Raw genomic sequence first — 18,128 nt, forward strand, 5'->3', positions numbered from 1 at the left:
GGTGCCTCCGAATGTGGCGAATCAGACGCGGCCCTTGTCGTAGTGCCGCTTCGCCCGGGCCCGGTTCCCGCAGTCCGACGAACTGCACCAGCGCCGCGATCGGTTGCGGGTCTGGTCGGTGAAGATCCAGCCGCACCCCGGGCCTTCGCACTCCCGGATCCGTGCCAGATCGCCGGAGCGAAGCAGTTCCTCGGCCTCCAGGGCGAGAAAATGCGGCAGCGCGGCGTCGTCCCGCAACGGCACCGTCCACTTCAGCGGGAGAGCGGGCGCGAGCTCGGCGTACCGGTACGCCGCGAGCAGGGGCTTCCGCAGCGCCATGACGTCCGGCGGATCCGACACGAGCACCCGGTAGAGCGTCTCGCGGAAGGACTTCACGGTCTCCAGGACGGCCTCGGAGATCTCCAGCCGTTCCGTGCCCGCGCCGGCCAGGACGACCCACTCGGACAGCCGCTCCGGAGCCGAAAGCCGGTCGTCCCGCCTGGCCGGATCGCGCCGCCAGGAAACGGTGTTGACCAGGTCCAACGGCACGCTCCCGCCGATGCTGTCGTAGCCGTCCCAGTGGCCGTCCACAGATCCTCCTAATGGTCAAACTCAGTTTAGCTTGTTAGAGTCCCCGGTATGACAACGCTCCGGCGGAACTATCTGGCCGGCGCCCGCGTCGGGCTCGGGCTGGGTGTCGCGACCTTCGTCCTCGGCGTCACCTTCGGCGCCTACAGTCAGACTCTGGGCTGGGGGATAGCGGCCCCGATCGTCGCCTCGATCATCGTGTTCTCGGGCTCGGCCCAGTTCGCGATGGCCACCGCGCTCGCGGGCGGCGGCAACCTGGCCGTCGCGGTCGGCGCCGCGGCCCTGATCAACGCCCGTTTCCTGCCGATGGGCGCCGCCGTCGCCGCGGACCTGCGCGGCGGGCGCCTGCGCCGCGCGTGGGAGGGCCAGGCCGTCGTCGACGGTTCGTGGGTCGCCGCCCATCTCGGTGAAGGGCGCTTCGACCGGGAAAAGCTCATCGGCTGCACGCTCGTCCAGCTGCCCGCGTGGGTGCTGGGCACGGTGCTCGGCGTCCTGGCCGCGCCACCGCCGGACGTCGTCGCGCGGTTCGGCCTCGACGTCGTGTTCCCCGGCTTCTTCCTGGTCCTGCTCATCGACGAGCTTCGCCGGTCGCGCCAGGCGGTCCGGACCGCCGCGCTCGCCGCCTGCCTGGCGGGTGTCCTGGTGCTGTTCGTGCCGGTCGGCCTCGCGCTGATCGGCGCGTCGGCCGCCGCGCTGCTCGGTCTGGCGGTGCGGCGATGACGCTCTGGCTCGCGATCGTCCTCGTCGCGCTGATCAGCATCGGGTTCAAGGCGGCGGGCCCGGTCCTGCTCGGCGACCGGGAGATGCCGCCGCGCCTGGCCGGGGTGATCGCGCTGCTCGCGCCCGCGTTGCTGGCCGGGCTCGTGCTCACCGACGTGACCGGTCCGGCCTGGTCGGGAGTCGACTGGACGCTCTGCGCGGGACTGGCCGCGATCGCGGTGACCTACGTGCTGCGCGCGCCGGCGCTCGCCGCGATCCTCTGCGGCGTCGTCGTCACGGCCGTGCTGCGGTTCCTGATCTAGGCCCAGAACGGTCCGCTCAGTCCGGCTTCGCCGAAGTACGCGGCGGCGGCCGCCGGGTCGCGGCGGCTGTAGCCATGGTCGAGCCTGCCGTCGTACCAGCCTGCCGCGAGCCGCCACAGCGTCGCCAGATCCATTACGTAACCCTTGTCCTGCCCCGTTTCCGCGAGCCATCCGTCCACACAGGACTCATCGCAGAACAGGCGCTGGTTGCCGCAGGTGTGCACGACGTCGTCCCACATCCGCGCCGCCGGGACGAGGAAATGCGCGACGAGATCACCCTTCGGGGGCGCTTGGTCGCCGACCATCAGTGCCTGCGGTTCGCCACAGCCGCGGCAGCGCGTGGACACCAGCACCTCGGGTTCGGCCTTGACCAGATGCGGGATCGCGAACGCGTCCCACGCGCAACCGCCCCACCACAGCGTGCCGGCGCCCATCACGGAGAACCCCAGCGGGATCGCCGCGAACGGGTGAGCCATCACGACGTGCTCGCAGTCGTCGAGCACCACGTGCCGTTGCTCCGCGAGCCGGTGCAGCGCCTGTTTCGCCACCGCGAGCGAGCCGTGGGCGGCGTCGGCCAGTTCCGGCGCCGTCGGCGGCCTCCCGTGCTCGGCGAACGCGCGGTAGACCGCGACGCGGACGTCTTCGTCCCAGCTGGTGTCGTTCTCGGCGCTCATGGCGGCTCCCTGTGGGTCGTTCCCGAGTCTCCCCAGGTCGGCGTCACTCGGCAACCGCTCGTGAGTGGCTGAAGTCGCACGCCCATGCCCTGAGAGGGGGCTCCCGGCCAGCGGACTTTCCCCCTTAACATGAGCGGTATGACGTCCGTGGTCGAGCGGTTGCAGGGTGATGGCCCCGTGTTCTCCATCGAGTTCTTCCCGCCCCGCGACGCGGCCGACGAGGCCGTCCTGTGGAAGTCGATCCGGGAACTCGAGCCACTGGACCCGGCGTACATGTCGATCACCTACGGCGCCGGCGGCTCCAGCCGGGACGGCACCATCCGCAGCATCGCCCGCGTCGCCACCGAAACCACGCTGGTGCCGATGGCGCACCTCACCGCCGTGAACCACTCGGTCGCGGAACTGCGCAACGTCATCGGCTGGTACGCCGCCGTCGGCGTGCGCAACATCCTCGCGCTGCGGGGCGACCCGCCGGGCGACGTCTACGGCGACTGGGTCCCGCATCCGGACGGGCTCAACTACGCCGAAGAACTCGTCGAACTGGTCCGTTCCCTCGGCGACTTCTGCGTCGGCGTCTCGGCCTTCCCCTACGGCCACCCGAGGTCGGCGAACCTCGAAGCCGACACCGAATACCTCGTGCGCAAGCTGCGCGCCGGCGCGGATTTCGCGATCGCGCAGCTGTTCTTCGAGCCGGAGGACTTCCTCCGCCTGCGGGACCGCGTCGCGGCTACGGGCTGTGAAGCGCTGGTCATCCCCGGCATCATGCCGCTGACCACGCTCCGGACGCTGCACACGTCGATCAAGCTGTCCGGCGCGCCCGCGCCGCGGCGGCTGCTGGACCGGCTCGAACCGCTGGCCGACAAGCCGAAGGCCTTCCGCGCGGCCGGGATCGACGCGGTCACCGAACTGTGCGAGCGGCTCATCGCCGAAGGTGTGCCCGACCTGCACTTCTACACGTTCAACCGGTCCAAGGCGACGCGTGAGGTGGTCAGCAGGCTCGGGCTGGTCCCGGCCCGGGCGTAAGTCTGTACCGCCGGCGCCCGCGGTCCGGGTAGCGTGCGCCGCATGGCTTCAACTGCGCTGGGCGTACACCAGATTTGTGACCGGTACGTCGACGAGATCGCCGCGGCGGACCCGGTCGCCGCGACGACGTTCGGCATCCCCGGATACGACGACCGACTGACCGACTACTCGCCCGCCGGGCACGCGGCCAGGGCTTCGATCGCCGCCCGCGCGCTGGCCGCGATCGAAGCGGCCGAACCGGTCGACGACGGCGAACGCGCGGCCAAAGCGGTGTTCAGCGAGCGGATCGCGCTGAACCTCGAGATCCACGAAGCCGGTCTCGACATCGCGGCGCTGAACGTGATCGAAAGCCCCGTGCAGGAAATGCGCATGGTCTTCGACCTCATGCCCACCGACACCGCGGAGAACTGGGCGACGATCGCCGCCCGGATGGCGAAGGTGCCCGAAGCGCTCGACGGTCTCCGCGTCTCGCTGCTCGCGGCCGCGGACGCCGGCCGGGTGTCGGCGCTGCGGCAGGTGAGCAAGGTCGCCGGACAGGCCGAGACCTGGGCCGGGCTCAAAGAGGACACCGGGTACTTCGAGACGCTGGTCTCGGGCGCGAAGGACGTCGACGAGAAGCTGCGCGCCGAACTCGGCCAGGCCGCGCAGACCGCTCAGGAGGCGTACGCGGAGTTCGCCGGTTTCCTCCGCGCGGAACTCGCCCCGCTGGCACCGGTCAAGGACGCCGTCGGCGCCGAGGTCTACAAGCTGTGGTCCCGGGTGTTCACCGGCGCCACCCTCGACCTGGACGAGGCCTACGCCTGGGGCTGGGCCGAATTCACCCGCCTCGAAACGGAGATGCGCGCGGTCGCCGACCGGATCAAGCCCGGCGCCACCCTCGCCGAGGCGGCCGCCGTCCTCGACGCCGACCCGAAGTACGTCGTGCGCGGCCGGGCGGAATTCCAGGCCTGGATGCAGAACCTGTCCGACAACGCGCTGAAGTCGTTGCGCGGTAAGCATTTCGACATCTCCGACCGGGTGATGGAGCTGGAGTGCAAGATCGCCCCGCCCGGCGGCACCGTCGGCGCCTACTACACCGGCCCGAGCGAGGACTTCTCCCGCCCCGGCCGCATGTGGTGGTCGCTGCCGCAGGGCCGGGACGAGTTCACCACCTGGCGTGAGGTCAGCACCGTCTATCACGAGGGCGCACCGGGTCACCACCTGCAGATCGCGACCGCGGTCGACCAGTCGGAGTCGCTCGACAAGTACCAGCGGCTGCTGGCGTTCACCTCCGGGCACGCCGAGGGCTGGGCGCTGTACTCCGAGCGGCTGATGGAGGACCTCGGCTTCCTCTCCGACGACGGCGAGCTGCTCGGCATGCTGTCCGAGCAGCTGTTCCGCGCCGCGCGCGTGATCATCGACATCGGCATGCACCTGGAGCTGGAGATCCCGGCGGGCACCGGCTTCCACGAGGGCGAGCGGTGGACGCCCGAACTGGGCTTGGAGTTCATGCTCACCCGGACCGTCACCGACCCGGCCCACGTGCACGACGAGATCGACCGCTACCTGGGCTGGCCCGGGCAGGCGCCGTCGTACAAGCTCGGTGAACGCCTCTGGCTCGCCGCGCGCGACGAAGCCCGTGCCCGGCAGGGCGACGCGTTCGACATCAAGGAGTTCCACACGCGGGCGCTGGCGCTCGGCGGGATGGGGCTGGACACCCTGCGGGAGATGCTGGCCGCCCTGGACTGAGGCGGCCGCTCTACCCCGGATGTCATGAAAGGGTCGTTCCTGACGAAAAACGTCAGGAACGACCCTTTCATGACATTTCCGCCCGGCCGTTCGCGCAGGACAGGGGTGCCGCAATTCACGTGCCCCGGCCGCCGGAGCCTTGATACGTTCCCCTCGTGCACCGGATCTTTCTCGTCACCCCACCTCCCGCTTCCTGAGCGGGGTGTCTCCGGCCGCGCGGCGTTCCCGCCGCCCGGCCGATCCGTGCTGCGCTGAAGCACCCCGCGTCGTCGACGTCCTTTCCGGCAGACACAGACGCAGGAGCGTTTCCCCCTGTCCGTTGCCCTACCCACGCGTGCCCGGTCGTCGGCCGCGCTCGTCCTCGCCGGCGTCCTCTGGGGGACCGGCGGCCTCGCCGGATCCCTGCTCGCCTCCCGTGCGGGGCTCCATCCGCTGAGCGTCGCCGCGTACCGGCTGCTCATCGGCGGCGTGATCGCCACCGGCTATCTCTGGCTCACCGGAGGCCTTCGCGGCCTTCCGCGCACCGCCGAGGTCCGTCGCCGCCTCCTGGCGGTCGGCGGACTGTTCGCCCTGTTCCAGACCAGCTATTTCGCCGCGGTCTCCCTGAGTTCCGTGAGCGTCGCGACCATGACCACCATCGGCAGCGCCCCCGTCCTGCTGGCCGTCGCGACGGTGGTCAGAACGCGCCGTCTGCCCGGAGCGTGGACGGCGGTGTCCCTGGCCGGGTCGCTCGTCGGACTCGCGTTGCTGCAGTGGACACCGGGGGAGAAGGTCGCCGCCGCCGGAGTGCTCTTCGCGCTTCTCGCCGCGGCCGGGTTCGCCGCGCTGACCCTGGTGACCGCGACCCGCGTCGAGGGGCTGGATCCCTTGCCCACCACGGCTTTCGGCTGCCTGATCGGCGGCGCCGCGCTCACCCCCGCCGCACTGTGGTTCGGGATGGGCGTGCCGCTGCAGGCGGACGTGCTCGCGCTCGTCGTCTACTTCGGCGTCGTGCCCACGGCGCTGGCCTACGCGGCCTACTTTCGCGGCCTCGAAAGCGCCCATCCCGTGCTGGCCGCGCTGTCCGCTCTGCTCGAACCGCTGACCGCCGCGCTGCTCTCCATGGCTGTGCTCGGAGAACGGCTCGGCGCCGTCGGCTGGTGCGGCGCGGCGGTGCTCATCGCCGCGCTCGCGGTCGCCTACTCGAAACCTTAGAGGGGCAGCGTGCGGCCGAGGATCGCGAACGCCCGCGGATCCCCGGCGAAGTGGTAGTCCCGCAGCACATCGACGAACCCGACGCGCCGGTACAGGTTCCAGGCCCGGCTGGTGCCTTCCGGCGTGGAAAGGAGGACGTGGGCGCTGGGCACGCCGTCGAGCAGCCGCCGCAGGAGGTCCTCGCCGATCCGCTTCCCCTGGCTGTCGGGGCTGACGTGGATCTCGGTGAGCTCGAAGTAGTCGGACATCCAGCGCTCGGCGGCGTCCACGCCCTCACGCCGGGTCAGGCCGTGGCGGACCTGTTCGTGCCACCACTGGCCGCCGCGGCCCTTGTAGCCGTAGGCGAGTCCGAGCAGGACGCCGTCCGCGTCGAGCGCGGCCATGCAGCGCCAGCCTTCGCGCAGCGCGTGCGTGAGCCACATCGGCGCGCGCTGTTCCGCCGTGCCTTCGGGGTAACGCATGGCGTTGACGTAGATGGTCAGCGCCTCGGGGAGCCGGGCGCGGAACTCGTCCGCGGACAGCTGGACGTAACGGGTGCATTCCGAGGACATCGCGGTCACGGGCGCCCATCCTGCCCGTCGCCCGCGATGTCCGCGGGAGTGCCCCCGGTCAGCGAGACGAGGCCGTCGAACGTCGTGGGGTACACCGATTTCGGATGCCCGGCGGCGGCCCAGACGACGTCGTAAGCGCGTAACGCGGTGTCGACGAGAGTGGTCAACGCCTTCGGGTGACCGACCGGGGCGACGCCGCCGATGGGCTGCCCGGTGTGCGCGCGCACGAAATCCGCGTCCGCCTTGCCGATCTCGTCGGCGCCGGTCAGGGAAGCCAGGAGCCCGGTGTCGGCACGGTGCGCGCCGGAGGTCAGCGCGAGTAGGGCCGTGTCGGTGTCGCCGGTGCGGCTGCGGAACACGAGGCTGTTCGCGATCGCGCCGACCTCGACACCGAGCGCTTCGGCGGCCTGCGCGGCCGTGCGGACTTCGGCGGGGAGGATCCGGATCCGCAGCGCGGCGTCGTGCTGGCCCGCCTCGGCGAGCGCGGCCGCGACCTTGGCCACCGAGGGATGACCGGACTGGTCGATGGTGCTCATGAGCCTATGAGATCACGTGGCGGATCCCGTGTCCCGCGCCACATGCGGCGATCACCCGGCTACGGGGTTGAGGAAAGGGCACTTCGGGGTTACATTGGACTTGTTCGAACAGACGTTCGACATTCGGTGAGCGCGCACCGGTAGGTGCCCGGCGCGGGGGCGGGGGAAGCGCCTCGGCGCCGGGCACCGGCCGGCGCTCACGTACAGGAGGAGGGTCGTCATGTCCGTTTCGGTCGTGTCCCCCGACGAAGCCGAGAGACCGGGGGGCACCGCGCAGCCCGCCCTGCCGATGTCGTTGCGCCCGCCGGCACCACCCGCGGCGGTCTCCTTGTACGCACAGGCGAGGCGGGGGCTCGCCGAGGCAGAGCGGGAAACCGATCCCGCGGAGCGGTTCATCGGGGCCTATCTCGCCGCGCTGCGGGGCGCGGCGGCGGTCCTGGAGGCCCGCGGCCGTCCGCACCGGGGCCGGGCCCGGCCGGCGAGCGGCTGGGTGCTGCTCGATTCCGTCGCGCCCGAGCTGAAGGAGTGGGCGGCGTTCTTCGCGGCCAACTCGGCGACGCGGGCCGCCGCGCAGGCGGGGATCACCGGCAAGGTCACCGTCGAACTGGCGGACGAGCTGACGCGGGCCGCCGCGGTGTTCTTGGAACTGGTCCGGCGGGTGGTGCACGGGCTGCCGATGGGTGACTCGGCGTATGTCGCCTGAGTCACCGCGGAGAGGGGGTGCCCGATGGCCGGGCAGGCCATGATCGATCAGGGCAGGTTCCTGGAGGTGATCGGCGCCGAAACCGAGCTGATGGCTCAGGTGGCGCACACCGCGTCCGCCGACGCGCCGGTCCCCACCTGCCCCGGCTGGACGCTGGGCGAGATCCTCAGGCACGTCGGCAGCGTCTACCGGGTCACCCGCCGCTGGATCACCGACGGGCGGCGTCCCGAGCACTGGCAGCGCAAACCGGGGCCGCAGCAGACCCTGGAGGAATACTTCCGCGAGGGCCGGGACGAGCTCGTCGCGGAACTGTCCGCGCACGAACCGGACGACCTGGCGCCGACCTGGTGGCCGGCGGACCGCAGCTACGGGTTCTGGCGGCGGAGGATGGCGCACGAGGCGACGATCCACCGGATCGACGCGGAGACCGCGGCAGGCCGGGACGTGTCGGAGATCCCCGAAGACGTGGCACTCGACGGGATCGACGAGGCGCTGGTGCTCTGGTTCGGCCAGCGGCTGCCGCTGCTGGGCCTGTCCGGTACCAAGACCGGATCGGTCGGCGTGCGCACCGCGGGCCACACCTGGATCGCCAGAGCCGGTCCCACGGAGACGATCGTCTGGCGGTGCTCGGCCGAGGAGGCCCAGCGGGCGGACGATCTGATCACCGGGCAGCCGGACAAGATCTACCGCTGGCTCTGGGGCCGGGCGGGTCCGACGGCGGTGACGGTCAGCGGAGACCAGGACATGGCGGGACAACTCTGGGCCCTCTTGCGGCTCGCGACCCGATGACCGGTCGGTGGGGAAGCCAAACCGGTCAGAAAGTGTCGGTGTTCCCGGCTAGGTTCACGGTGTGGCATCACATCTGGTGAATCTGGTCTTCGACTCGGCCCTTCCCAGAGATCTGGCGGGTTTCTGGGAAGGGCTGTTCGGCTGGGACGCCCCGTTCGAGCTCGCCTTCCGCTCGGAGGCGGGCCCCAAAGAGGGCAAGAACCGGCTGCACCTGGATCTGGCGAGCAATTCGCTCGAACACCAGGCCGAACTGGTGGACCGCGCGCTGTCCCTCGGCGCACGGCACATCGACGTCGGCCAGGGCCCGCCGGAGGAGAAACGGGTGCCGTGGGTGGTACTCGCGGATCCCGAGGGCAACGAATTCTGTGTCCTCGAGCCCCGCGAGCAGTACGAAGGCACCGGTGCGATCGCGTCGGTCGTCGTCGACGCCCTCGACCCGGAGCGGCTCGCGCGGTTCTGGGCGGCCGCACTGGGCTGGGAGATCGGCGTCCGGGAGGAGTCGATCGTGGGCCTGCGGCCACCGGACGGCCGCGGTCCGTGGGTGGAGTTCCTGGCGTCCCAGGACGATAAACTGCGCCGGAACAGGTTGCGGTTCGAGATCGCGCCGCGGCGAGGCGGGAGCCGGGCGGCCGAGGTCCGGCGCCTGCGGGCGCTGGGCGCCCCTGGGCAGGGCTCGGCGAGGCACGGTTCCGTGGCCATGGTGGATCCGGAGGGCAACGAGTTCAGCGTGCTCACGCCCCGCTGAGTTGTTTCGCCCGGGTTGCGCGGCGGCCCCGATCGCTGACCTGCGCGAAACACGCGTGCCGTTGGCAGGCAACAACCGGCCGGGACCGTGGAGGTCATGGAGACCTATCGAGTCCGGCCCACCCTGGTCCACTCCGCTGAAGAGACGGCGTCCGCGTCGGCCTGGCGGGTCCGGATCCGCGTGGACGACCGGCCCGGCACCCTGGCCAGGATCGCGATCCGGCTGGCCGACCTCGAATGCAACATCCTCGGGCTGTCGGTGCTCCCGGTCCCCGGCGGCGTGCTCGACGAGATCGTCCTGCGGCCGGCCACCGGCCTGCCGAAACAACTGCTCGTCGACGCGATCCGCGACGAAGGCTGCGAATGCTCCGCCGTCGTCGACGCGGATCTGGCCGAACTGGTCGATCCGGCCACCGCGACGCTCACCGCGGCCAAAAGAGCCGTCGAGGAACCTGGTGGCCTCGCGGAGGTGCTCCGCAGGGTCCTCGCTGCCGACGTCGTCACAAAGGTCCCGTCGATCGAGGCGAACCCGGCCCGGACCGAAGGCGGGCACCGGGCGGTGTTCCCGGCGGGAGACGGCGCCGCGTTCGTCGCGCGCCGCCGGTGGTCGCCGTTCGTCGAGCTGGAACTCAGCCGGGCCGTCGCGCTGACCGGTCTGATGACCGCCGTCCGCGACAACGTGACCGGACCGGTCGTGCTCGACCGGCCCGACGGCGCCGCGATCGTCCTGCGGAAGGGCGTCCCCGGTGACGCGGAGGCGGTCTCCGCGCTGCACCAGAGATGTTCGATGACCACGCTGTTCCACCGCTACCACACCGGGATGCGCACAGTGCCGCGTCGCTGGCTGCACCGGCTCCTCGTGCCACCACGCGGAATCAGCCTGCTCGCGGTCTGCGGCCGCGAGGTGATCGGCCTCGGTCAGCTGATCTCGTCGGCCGACGAGGGAGCGGCCGAAGTCTCGCTCCTGGTCGAGGATTCCTGGCAGCGCCAAGGAATCGGTACCGCTTTGCTGACGCGGCTCGCGGTCTTGGCCGTGGCCAAGGGAGAGCGTGAACTCACCGCTGTCTGCCTGCCCGGAGACGACTCCCTCTACCGCACCGCCACCCGCGTCGGGCTCCGTCCCGAACGGATCCCCGGCGACCCCGGGACCCTGCGCTTCGCGCTCCCCAACCCCCGCGTTTAGTCCTCTGGACGCGCTGGTTCGCGCTCCCGACCACCGCATTCAGAGGACGAAACGCGGGAGGGGGTCAGCGGTTCCAGAACCAGTCTTTGCCGCGGGCCTCACCCAGTGCGCGCTTCTTGCGTTCGGGGGTGAGCCGGTCCAGGTACAGCTTGCCGTCGAGATGATCGGTCTCGTGCTGCAGGCATTGGGCGAGCACGTCGATGCCCTCGACCTCGACGGGTTCGTTGCGCAGGTCGACCCCGCGCACCACGGCGTGCTTCGCGCGGACGACCGGGAACCACAGCTCCGGCACCGACAGGCAGCCCTCGCCGATCTCGTGCGTCTCCTCGGACAGTTCGACGATCTCCGGGTTGATCACGTACCCGCTCAGCCCGCCGACGTCGTAGCTGAACACCCGCAGGCCGACCCCGATCTGCGGCGCCGCGAGACCCGCGCGCCCGGCCGGTTTCACCCCGTCCATCAGGTCGGTCACCAGCGACTCGATCTTCTTGTCGAAGGTCGTGACCGGGTCGCATACGGTCTTGAGCACGGGATCCCCGAAGTAGCGCAGGTCGCGCATCACCATGGTCGAACGTCCTTTTCCGCAGGGCTGAGCGGCAATTCTAGGCCCGCAGCCGCAGGCCCTTGGGAGTCGCCCGGAATCCCGCCTCCTGCAGGACGGTCGAAAGCTCCGAGGTGAGCGCCACCTCGCCGTCGGCCTTCTGCACCGCGAGCTGACCCAGCCAGCCTTCCCGCACCGCGGTGGACAGCGCTCGCGCGGCCGACCGCAACGTCTCCTGATCGTCCGTGAAACTCAGCAGCGACCGGCCACCGCGTTCGACGTACATCGCCGGGACACCGTCCACGAGCACCGCCAGCGCCCCCGCTTTCCTTGCCGGACGGTGCTTCGTGTCGCCTGTCGCGGCAGGCCACGGCAACGCCGCGCCGTAAGGTTGCGCCGGGTCGGCGGCGGCGAGCACGACCGCGCCCTCGGTGGTGGTGCGCTGGTTCCCGGACTGCGCGCGCAGCCTGTCGACGGCGCCCTTCGCCGCGAACTGCGCGGCACCGAGCCCTTCCACCACGTAACCCCGGACGACCTGGCCCGAATCCTCCATCCCACGCAAAACCTTGTAGATCCCGGAAAAACCGCCCGTCACCCGCTCGGTGTCGAGCGCTCCCCGGGTGAGGACGCCGTGCCGTTCCAGGAACGCCTCGGTCCGCGCGTGCGCACGCCTGGTCGGATCCGGTTCGCGGTCCGGGGTCAGCGCCCAGCGCCCCGCCACCGTCGGCGGCCCGGTGCGCGAGGGCATCGCCGGACGTCCGGCCCGGAGCCGCGCGTACCGGCCGCGAGGAGCCTGCCGCCTAGGCTTGTGTGCCGCGCCGGAACCGGAGACCTGCGCCCGCAGCGGGCCCAGCGTGTCCCCGGTGACCAGCCCGGCCCACACGAGATCCCACAGCGCGGCAACGACTTCGCCGTCGTTGGGCGGTGTTTCGACCAAGGGTGACGCGCGCTCCACGAGCTGGCGGAAGAACTGCGCCCCACCCTCCAAAGTGGACAGAATGGCCTGGTGGAGCGGGCCGGAGGGCAGATCGTCGTCGAGGTCCGGCAGCAGCAGATCGGCGACGTCGGCAGGCGCGAGCGCCAGCCAGCCGTCCCCGCCGGACAGGGAACCGCACCCGCACCAGGTGACCTCGCCCGCCGTGGTGAGTTCGTCCAGCAGCGACGGCGTGTAGCCGGGCAGCCTGCTCGGCAGGATCAGGGATTCGACGGCGCTCGCCGGCAGCGGCGCCCCGGCCAGTTGCTCGACCACGGACAGCACGTCGTCCGCCGTCGGCGCCGACCGCACCCGCGCGCCGATGCCGTGCCACGACGGCAGGAACCGGCCCAGCGCCGCCGGTTCGACCGGCTCGACCTCGGCCCGCAGCCGGGCCAGCGACGCCCTCCGGAGCCTGCGCAGCACCGACGCGTCGCAGAACTCCATCCCGACGCCGTGGGTCTCCGGATGCCCGACCGGGCTCAGTTCGCCCCGGACCAGCCTGCCCTGGGCGGTCAGCCTGTCCAGGACACCGGTGACCACGGCCGTCCCGAGCCCGAAGCGTTCGGCGGCCTGACGGGCGCTGAACGGGCCGCGGCTGCGCGAGTAGCGGGAAAGCAGGTCTCCCACGGGATCCTCGACCGGCTCGGTGAACGCCTCGGGCACACCGACCGGCAGCGCGGTGCCCAACGCGTCCCGCACGCGCCCCGCGTCCTCGATGGCGATGAAGCGTTCGCCACCGCCGATGCGCACCAGGATCACCCGCCGCGCGGCTTCCAGCTCTTCCAGCCATTCCCGCTGGATGCCCCTGGCGGCGGCTTCCTCGATCGAGAGATCCCCGAGGAACCGCAACAGATCCGCGGCCTCCTCGGCGTTGCGGGCGTGCCTGTCCGGATCGAGGCGCTGCAACGAGCGTTCGACCTCGGCGACGACCTCGGCGTCCAGCAGCTCCCGGATCGCCTCGGTGCCGAGCAGTTCGGCCAGCAGTGTCGAATCCAGCGCCAGCGCCGCCGCGCGCCGTTCCGCGAGCGGGGCGTCGGTCTCGTACAGGAACATCCCGACGTAGCCGAAGAGCAGGCTGCGCGCGAACGGCGACGCCGACGGCGTCTCGACCTCGACCAGCTTGACCTTCCGCGACCGCACGTCGGCCATCAGCTCGCGCAGCCCGCCGACGTCGTACACGTCCTGCAGGACTTCCCGCATCGCTTCCAGCACCACGGGGAACCGCTCGTACTTGGCGGCGACCGAAAGCAGCTGCGACGCGCGCTGCCGTTGCTGCCACAGCGGCGTGCGGCGGCGCGGATCCCGGCGGGGGAGCAGCAGCGCCCGCGCCGCGCATTCCCGGAACCGCGCGGCGAACACCGCCGAACCGCCGACCTCGGCGACGATCAGCTGCTCGACCTCTTCCGGATCGAGCAGCACGTCCTCGACGCCGATGGTGACCTCGGCCCCGTCCATGTCCAGCGCCTCGGGCAGCCGCAGCACGATGCCGTCGTCGGAATGCGCCACCTGGGCGTCGACCCCGCGGTTCTCCCGCAGCCGGGCCGCGATCGCGAGCGCCCACGGCGCGTTGACCTGCGCGCCGAACGGCGAGTGCAGGATGACCCGCCAGTCGCCGAGTTCGTCGCGGAACCTTTCCAGCAGCACGGTCTTGTCGTTGGGCACGTGCCGCGTGGCCGACTTCTGCTCCTCCAGATACGCCAGCAGGTTGTCGCACGCGTACTCGTCAAGCCCGGCGACCGCGGCGCGTTCCCTGGCCGCCGAAGGCTCCGAAGTGGACAGTTCGCGGACGAACGCGCCCAGCGCCCGGCCCAGTTCCAGCGGACGGCCGGGGGCGTCGCCCTTCCAGAACGGCATCCGGGCCGGCTCACCCGGCGCGGGCACCACGATCACGCGGTCGTGGGTGATGTCGGTGACCCGCCAGGAGGAGGTGCCGAGCAGGATCGTGTCCCCGACGCGGGACTCGTAGACCATCTCCTCGTCGAGCTCGCCGACGCGTGAACCGGGTTTGTCGTCGGCGCCCGGCGTCATCACGGTGAACAGGCCGCGGTCGGGGATCGTGCCGCCGGAGGTCACCGCCAGCCGCTGCGAACCCGGACGGCCGTGCAGTTCGCCGCTGACCCTGTCCCAGGTGATCCGGGCGCGCAGTTCGCCGAACTCCTCGCTGGGGTACCGGCCGGCGAGCATGTCGAGCACCGCCAGCAGGGCGTCGTCCGGCAGGGACGCGAACGGCGCGGCACGCCGGGCGAGGGCGGCCAGCTCGTCGACCGTCCACGATTCGAGCGCCACCATCGCCACGACCTGCTGTGCGAGCACGTCGAGCGGGTTCCTCGGATAGCGCACGGCCTCGATCGCCCCGGCCGCCATCCGTTCCGCGACCACCGCGCAGGAGACGAGGTCGCCCCGGAACTTCGGGAACATCACCCCGCTCGACACCGCGCCGACCTGGTGCCCGGCCCGGCCGACCCGCTGGAGACCCGAAGCGACCGTCGGCGGCGCCTCGATCTGCACGACGAGATCGACGGCGCCCATGTCGATGCCCAATTCCAGGGAGGACGTCGCCACCACGCACGCCAGCCGCCCGGACTTGAGCTCTTCTTCCACATGCGTGCGCTGCTCACGGGACATCGACCCGTGGTGGGCGCGCGCGATCACCGGTGCCACGCCGGTGGTGAGCCCGGACTGGCCGATCGCCTCGGCGGGATACCGCTGATCCGGCTCCAGCTCGGTCTGTTCGGCGGCGAGTTCGTTGAGCCGGGCCGTCATCCGTTCGGTGAGCCGCCGGGAGTTGGCGAACACGATCGTCGACCGGTGCGCCTGGATCAGTTCGAGGACCCGCTCCTCCACCGCGGGCCAGATCGACGGCCGCCGCGGGGTGCCGTCGCTCTCGTCCAGCGAGCCGGGGAGCCGCGCGAGGCCGGCGTCGAGGTCTTCGTTCTGCTTCGGCCCTTGTGGACCGTCGAGAGTGGACATGTCCTCGACCGGGACCTCGACGCGGACCTCGATCGTCTTCGCGAGCTTCGGCTGGACGATGGTGACCGGCCTGCCGCCTGCCAGGAACGAGGCGACCTCGTCGATCGGCCGGACCGTGGCCGACAGCCCGATGCGTTGCGCGGGTTTCTCCAGCAACGCGTCGAGCCGTTCGAGCGACAACGCCAGATGCGCGCCGCGTTTGCCGCCCGCGACCGCGTGCACCTCGTCGATGATCACCGTCTCCACGCCGCGCAGGGAGTCCCGCGCGGACGAGGTGAGGATGAGGAACAGCGACTCCGGCGTGGTGACCAGCACGTCCGGCGGTGTCTTCCCGAACGAGCGCCGCTCGGCGGCGGTGGTGTCGCCGGTGCGCATGCCGACGCCGATGTCGGGTACTGGGAGCCCCAGCCGCCGCGACGCCTGCGAGATCCCGGCCAGCGGCGCGCGCAGGTTGCGCTGGACGTCGACCGCCAGCGCCTTCAGCGGTGAGACGTAGAGGACACGGCAGCGTTTCCGGGGTTCGGACGGCGGCGGCTCGACCGACAGCCTGTCCAGCGCCCAGAGGAACGCCGAGAGCGTCTTGCCGGAGCCCGTCGGGGCCACGACCAGCGCGTGTTCCTTCGCGTGCGCGGCACGCCACGCCCCCTCCTGCGCGCGGGTGGGCGCGGCGAAGGCCCCGGTGAACCAGTCCCTGGTCGCGGGGGAGAAGAGGTCGAGTACGTCTGCCACGCCCTCCATACTGCGCCGGACCACCGACAGTTTCGCTCCGGGCCTGTGACACGGGACCGGTTCGGCGGGTTCCGCACGTGCGGAACCCTCGCTCGTGGGAGCATCACGGCCAGCGCGGCCGGATCGGTACTGGGGCGGCCGCCGTTCGTCTGTTGAAGGGGTATGAGCTGTGCGGATCCTGTCGGTGGACCTCGGGACGTCCAACACCGTGGCCGTCCTTTCGGCGCACGGGAGGCCGCCGCGGGTGGTCGAGGTCGACGGTTCGGCCAACATGCCGTCCGCGGTCTTCGCCACCGAGGACGGCACGATCATGGTCGGCCGCGACGCCGAACGCCGTGCCCGCCTCGACCCGACCCGCTTCGAGCCCAACCCCAAGCGCCGCATCGACGAGCAGACGCTCCTGCTGGGCACCGACGTGATCCCGGTCAGCGAGGTGCTGGCCGCGATCCTGCGCCGCGTCCTCGACGAGACCACCCGCCAGCTCGGCGGCGACCTGCCCGACGAGGTCCGGCTCACGCATCCCGCGCAGTGGGGTCCGACCCGCCGCAACGTGCTGCTGTCCGCTGCCCGGCTCGCCGGGATGGGCGGCAACCTGGTTCTCGTGCCCGAGCCGGTCGCCGCGGCGGCGCATTTCGCGTCGTTCCCGGGCAAGACGCTCGCGCCTGGTCAGGCGCTCGCCGTGTACGACCTCGGCGCCGGCACCTTCGACGTCGCGATCGTCGGCGCGACCCCGAACGGCGGCTTCACCGTCGTCGCCGAAGACGGTCTTCCCGACCTCGGCGGCCTCGACGTAGACCAGGCGCTGCTGGTGCACGTCGGCCGCGAGGTCTCGCACAAGGATCCTCAGCGCTGGCAGCGGGTCCTGCGGCCCGAGTCCACTCCGGACCGTCGTACGCGACGCGCGCTGCAAGAGGACGTGAAGGCGGCGAAGGAGGCCCTGTCGCGGCACCCGCAGACCGAGGTCCCGATGCCGGAGCCGTTCGAGGACGTCCTCGTCACGCGAGGCGAACTCGAAGCTCTCGTGCGGCCGTCGATGCTGCGCAGTGTCGAGCTGATGGCGCGCGTGGTCCGCTCCGCGGGGATGACCCCGGACCGGCTCGCCGGCATCTACCTCGTCGGCGGTTCGAGCAGGCTTCCGCTGGTCGGCAGCCTGATCGCGGAGAAGCTCGGCGTCGTCCCCGGCAGCCTCGACCAGCCCGAGACCGCGGTGGCGCTCGGTGCCCAGCACGTCGCCTCCGACGGCATCAGCACGCGGACGCAGGGTGTCGAAGGGCAGGTCGCGGCGGGAACCGGCGGGCACCAGGTCGGCCCCGGCGCTTCGGGTCCGTACGCGCCGCCGCAGCAGGTCGCGTCGATCCCTGGCTACCAGGGAGGCGGTCCCGGCCAGTCCGGCGGTTTCCCCCAGTCGGGTTATCCGAACAGCGGTCCGCAGCAGGTGCAGCAGCCCGCGCCGACGAACTTCCCGACCTACTCCCTCGCCGGTCAGACCACCGCCGAGAAGGCTCCCGCGAGCAAGAAGAAGCCGATCGTCATCGGGGCCATCGTGGCCGTCGTCGTGCTGATCGCGGCCGGGCTCACGTACTTCCTGACCTCCTCGTCGGTGACGACCTACACGGCCGACGACTGCAAGACGCCCAGCGCGGCCGACGACAAGGGCCTCACCGGCTGCCTGCGCCAGCTCGCCGGGAAGATCGCCGACACCGGCGACTGCAAGCCCGGGATGGGCAACGGGCCGGCGAAACCGGCGGAGGACCTCGGCGTGACGTCGACCTGCTCCGCGCCGGGCCGCGCCGGGACCCAGGTGACCTACCTGCAGAGCGGTTCGGCGGAGAAGCTCAAGGCCTACACAGACGGGCTGCTCAAGTCGGCGGGCGGGGACCGCACCGAGGCCAAGTGGGCGGGCAACGCCCTGGAAGGCCAGTACTCGTCGGCCGCCGGTCGGAACGCGGCCGTCCTGGTGTTCTCGGTGACCGACCGGCCGCTGGTCGGCTTCATCTACCAGGTCCCGGCCGAAGGACAGAACCCGACGCCGGGCGAACTGGCCGACTACTTCGAAAAGAGCGTCCAGCCGGGCGAGTGACCCCGGTATTCGCGACTGCTCAAGTCCGTGAAGGCCTCCTTGAGGGACCCAGAGTCCCTCAAGGAGGCCTTCACGGACTTGAGCGGAGAGCGGGCTAGACTCCGCTCGATGCGTATCA

The 18,128-nt window shown here is 71.4% G+C and carries 16 protein-coding genes; 10 read left to right on the forward strand and 6 right to left on the reverse strand.

The features are described 5' to 3' along the window. Positions 1-21: 21 nt before the first annotated feature. Positions 22-570 (reverse strand): CGNR zinc finger domain-containing protein, encoded by a 549-nt coding sequence (locus tag AB0N89_RS31000; protein ID WP_364211725.1) that lies wholly within the window; start codon positions 568-570, stop codon positions 22-24. Positions 571-618: 48 nt separating this feature from the next. Here AB0N89_RS31000 and AB0N89_RS31005 point away from each other — a divergent pair, with 48 nt between their 5' ends. Both AB0N89_RS31005 and AB0N89_RS31010 read left to right on the forward strand, forming a co-directional pair. Next, complete coding sequence (locus AB0N89_RS31005) at positions 619-1,287, forward strand: AzlC family ABC transporter permease (RefSeq protein ID WP_364211728.1); 669 nt, start codon at positions 619-621, stop codon at positions 1,285-1,287. Continuing rightward, positions 1,284-1,589 carry an AzlD domain-containing protein gene (locus AB0N89_RS31010; RefSeq protein WP_364211731.1) on the forward strand — a complete coding sequence of 102 codons (306 nt, stop codon included), beginning with the start codon at positions 1,284-1,286 and terminating at the stop codon, positions 1,587-1,589. The genes AB0N89_RS31005 and AB0N89_RS31010 overlap by 4 nt, the downstream gene beginning before the upstream one ends. Here AB0N89_RS31010 and merB read toward each other — a convergent pair. Beyond that, positions 1,586-2,263 carry an organomercurial lyase gene (merB, locus tag AB0N89_RS31015; RefSeq protein ID WP_364211734.1) on the reverse strand — a complete coding sequence of 226 codons (678 nt, stop codon included), beginning with the start codon at positions 2,261-2,263 and terminating at the stop codon, positions 1,586-1,588. The two genes, AB0N89_RS31010 and merB, sit on opposite strands and share 4 nt — an antisense overlap. 138 nt (positions 2,264-2,401) lie before the next feature. Here merB and metF point away from each other — a divergent pair, with 138 nt between their 5' ends. The 3 genes from metF (at position 2,402) to AB0N89_RS31030 (ending at position 6,208) form a co-directional block, all read left to right on the forward strand. Continuing rightward, positions 2,402-3,286 (forward strand): methylenetetrahydrofolate reductase [NAD(P)H], encoded by an 885-nt coding sequence (metF, locus tag AB0N89_RS31020; protein ID WP_364211737.1) that lies wholly within the window; start codon positions 2,402-2,404, stop codon positions 3,284-3,286. Between the two features lie 42 nt (positions 3,287-3,328). After that, complete coding sequence (locus tag AB0N89_RS31025; RefSeq protein ID WP_364211740.1) at positions 3,329-5,014, forward strand: DUF885 domain-containing protein; 1,686 nt, start codon at positions 3,329-3,331, stop codon at positions 5,012-5,014. Positions 5,015-5,326: 312 nt separating this feature from the next. Continuing rightward, on the forward strand, positions 5,327-6,208 hold the full coding sequence (locus AB0N89_RS31030) for an EamA family transporter (protein WP_364211772.1): 882 nt from the start codon (positions 5,327-5,329) through the stop codon (positions 6,206-6,208). Here AB0N89_RS31030 and AB0N89_RS31035 read toward each other — a convergent pair. Together AB0N89_RS31035 and AB0N89_RS31040 are read right to left on the reverse strand one after the other, a co-directional pair. Then, positions 6,205-6,768: a GNAT family N-acetyltransferase gene (locus AB0N89_RS31035; RefSeq protein ID WP_364211743.1), complete on the reverse strand. Its 564-nt coding sequence runs from the start codon at positions 6,766-6,768 to the stop codon at positions 6,205-6,207. The genes AB0N89_RS31030 and AB0N89_RS31035 overlap by 4 nt on opposite strands. After that, the gene (locus AB0N89_RS31040; RefSeq protein WP_364211746.1) at positions 6,765-7,295 is read right to left on the reverse strand and encodes a YbaK/EbsC family protein; all 531 of its coding nucleotides are present in this window, start codon (positions 7,293-7,295) and stop codon (positions 6,765-6,767) included. Before AB0N89_RS31040 ends, AB0N89_RS31035 begins: the two co-directional genes overlap by 4 nt. A gap of 220 nt (positions 7,296-7,515) precedes the next feature. Here AB0N89_RS31040 and AB0N89_RS31045 point away from each other — a divergent pair, with 220 nt between their 5' ends. From AB0N89_RS31045 to AB0N89_RS31060, 4 genes are all read left to right on the forward strand, one after another. Further along, on the forward strand, positions 7,516-7,998 hold the full coding sequence (locus AB0N89_RS31045; RefSeq protein WP_364211749.1) for an SAV_6107 family HEPN domain-containing protein: 483 nt from the start codon (positions 7,516-7,518) through the stop codon (positions 7,996-7,998). Positions 7,999-8,022: 24 nt separating this feature from the next. Continuing rightward, positions 8,023-8,787, forward strand: a complete 765-nt coding sequence (locus AB0N89_RS31050) for a maleylpyruvate isomerase family mycothiol-dependent enzyme (protein WP_364211752.1) — start codon at positions 8,023-8,025, stop codon at positions 8,785-8,787. 61 nt (positions 8,788-8,848) lie between these two features. Continuing rightward, entirely contained in the window at positions 8,849-9,532 is a 684-nt protein-coding gene (locus AB0N89_RS31055; protein ID WP_364211755.1) for a VOC family protein, read from the forward strand. A 96-nt stretch (positions 9,533-9,628) separates the two neighbouring features. Continuing rightward, a complete protein-coding gene (locus tag AB0N89_RS31060; RefSeq protein WP_364211758.1) occupies positions 9,629-10,714 on the forward strand; it encodes a GNAT family N-acetyltransferase in 1,086 nt (361 codons plus the stop codon). Between the two features lie 64 nt (positions 10,715-10,778). Here AB0N89_RS31060 and def read toward each other — a convergent pair whose 3' ends face one another. Both def and AB0N89_RS31070 read right to left on the reverse strand, forming a co-directional pair. Continuing rightward, positions 10,779-11,279, reverse strand: a complete 501-nt coding sequence (def, locus tag AB0N89_RS31065; RefSeq protein ID WP_364211761.1) for a peptide deformylase — start codon at positions 11,277-11,279, stop codon at positions 10,779-10,781. A 37-nt stretch (positions 11,280-11,316) separates the two neighbouring features. Further along, positions 11,317-15,939 carry an ATP-dependent helicase gene (locus tag AB0N89_RS31070; RefSeq protein WP_364211764.1) on the reverse strand — a complete coding sequence of 1,541 codons (4,623 nt, stop codon included), beginning with the start codon at positions 15,937-15,939 and terminating at the stop codon, positions 11,317-11,319. A gap of 160 nt (positions 15,940-16,099) precedes the next feature. Here AB0N89_RS31070 and AB0N89_RS31075 point away from each other — a divergent pair, with 160 nt between their 5' ends. Further along, entirely contained in the window at positions 16,100-18,010 is a 1,911-nt protein-coding gene (locus tag AB0N89_RS31075) for an Hsp70 family protein (RefSeq protein WP_364211767.1), read from the forward strand. Positions 18,011-18,128 lie beyond the last annotated feature (118 nt).

The sequence above is a fragment of the Amycolatopsis sp. NPDC089917 genome (genome assembly GCF_040684635.1).
In the GTDB taxonomy this organism is placed as follows: domain Bacteria; phylum Actinomycetota; class Actinomycetes; order Mycobacteriales; family Pseudonocardiaceae; genus Amycolatopsis.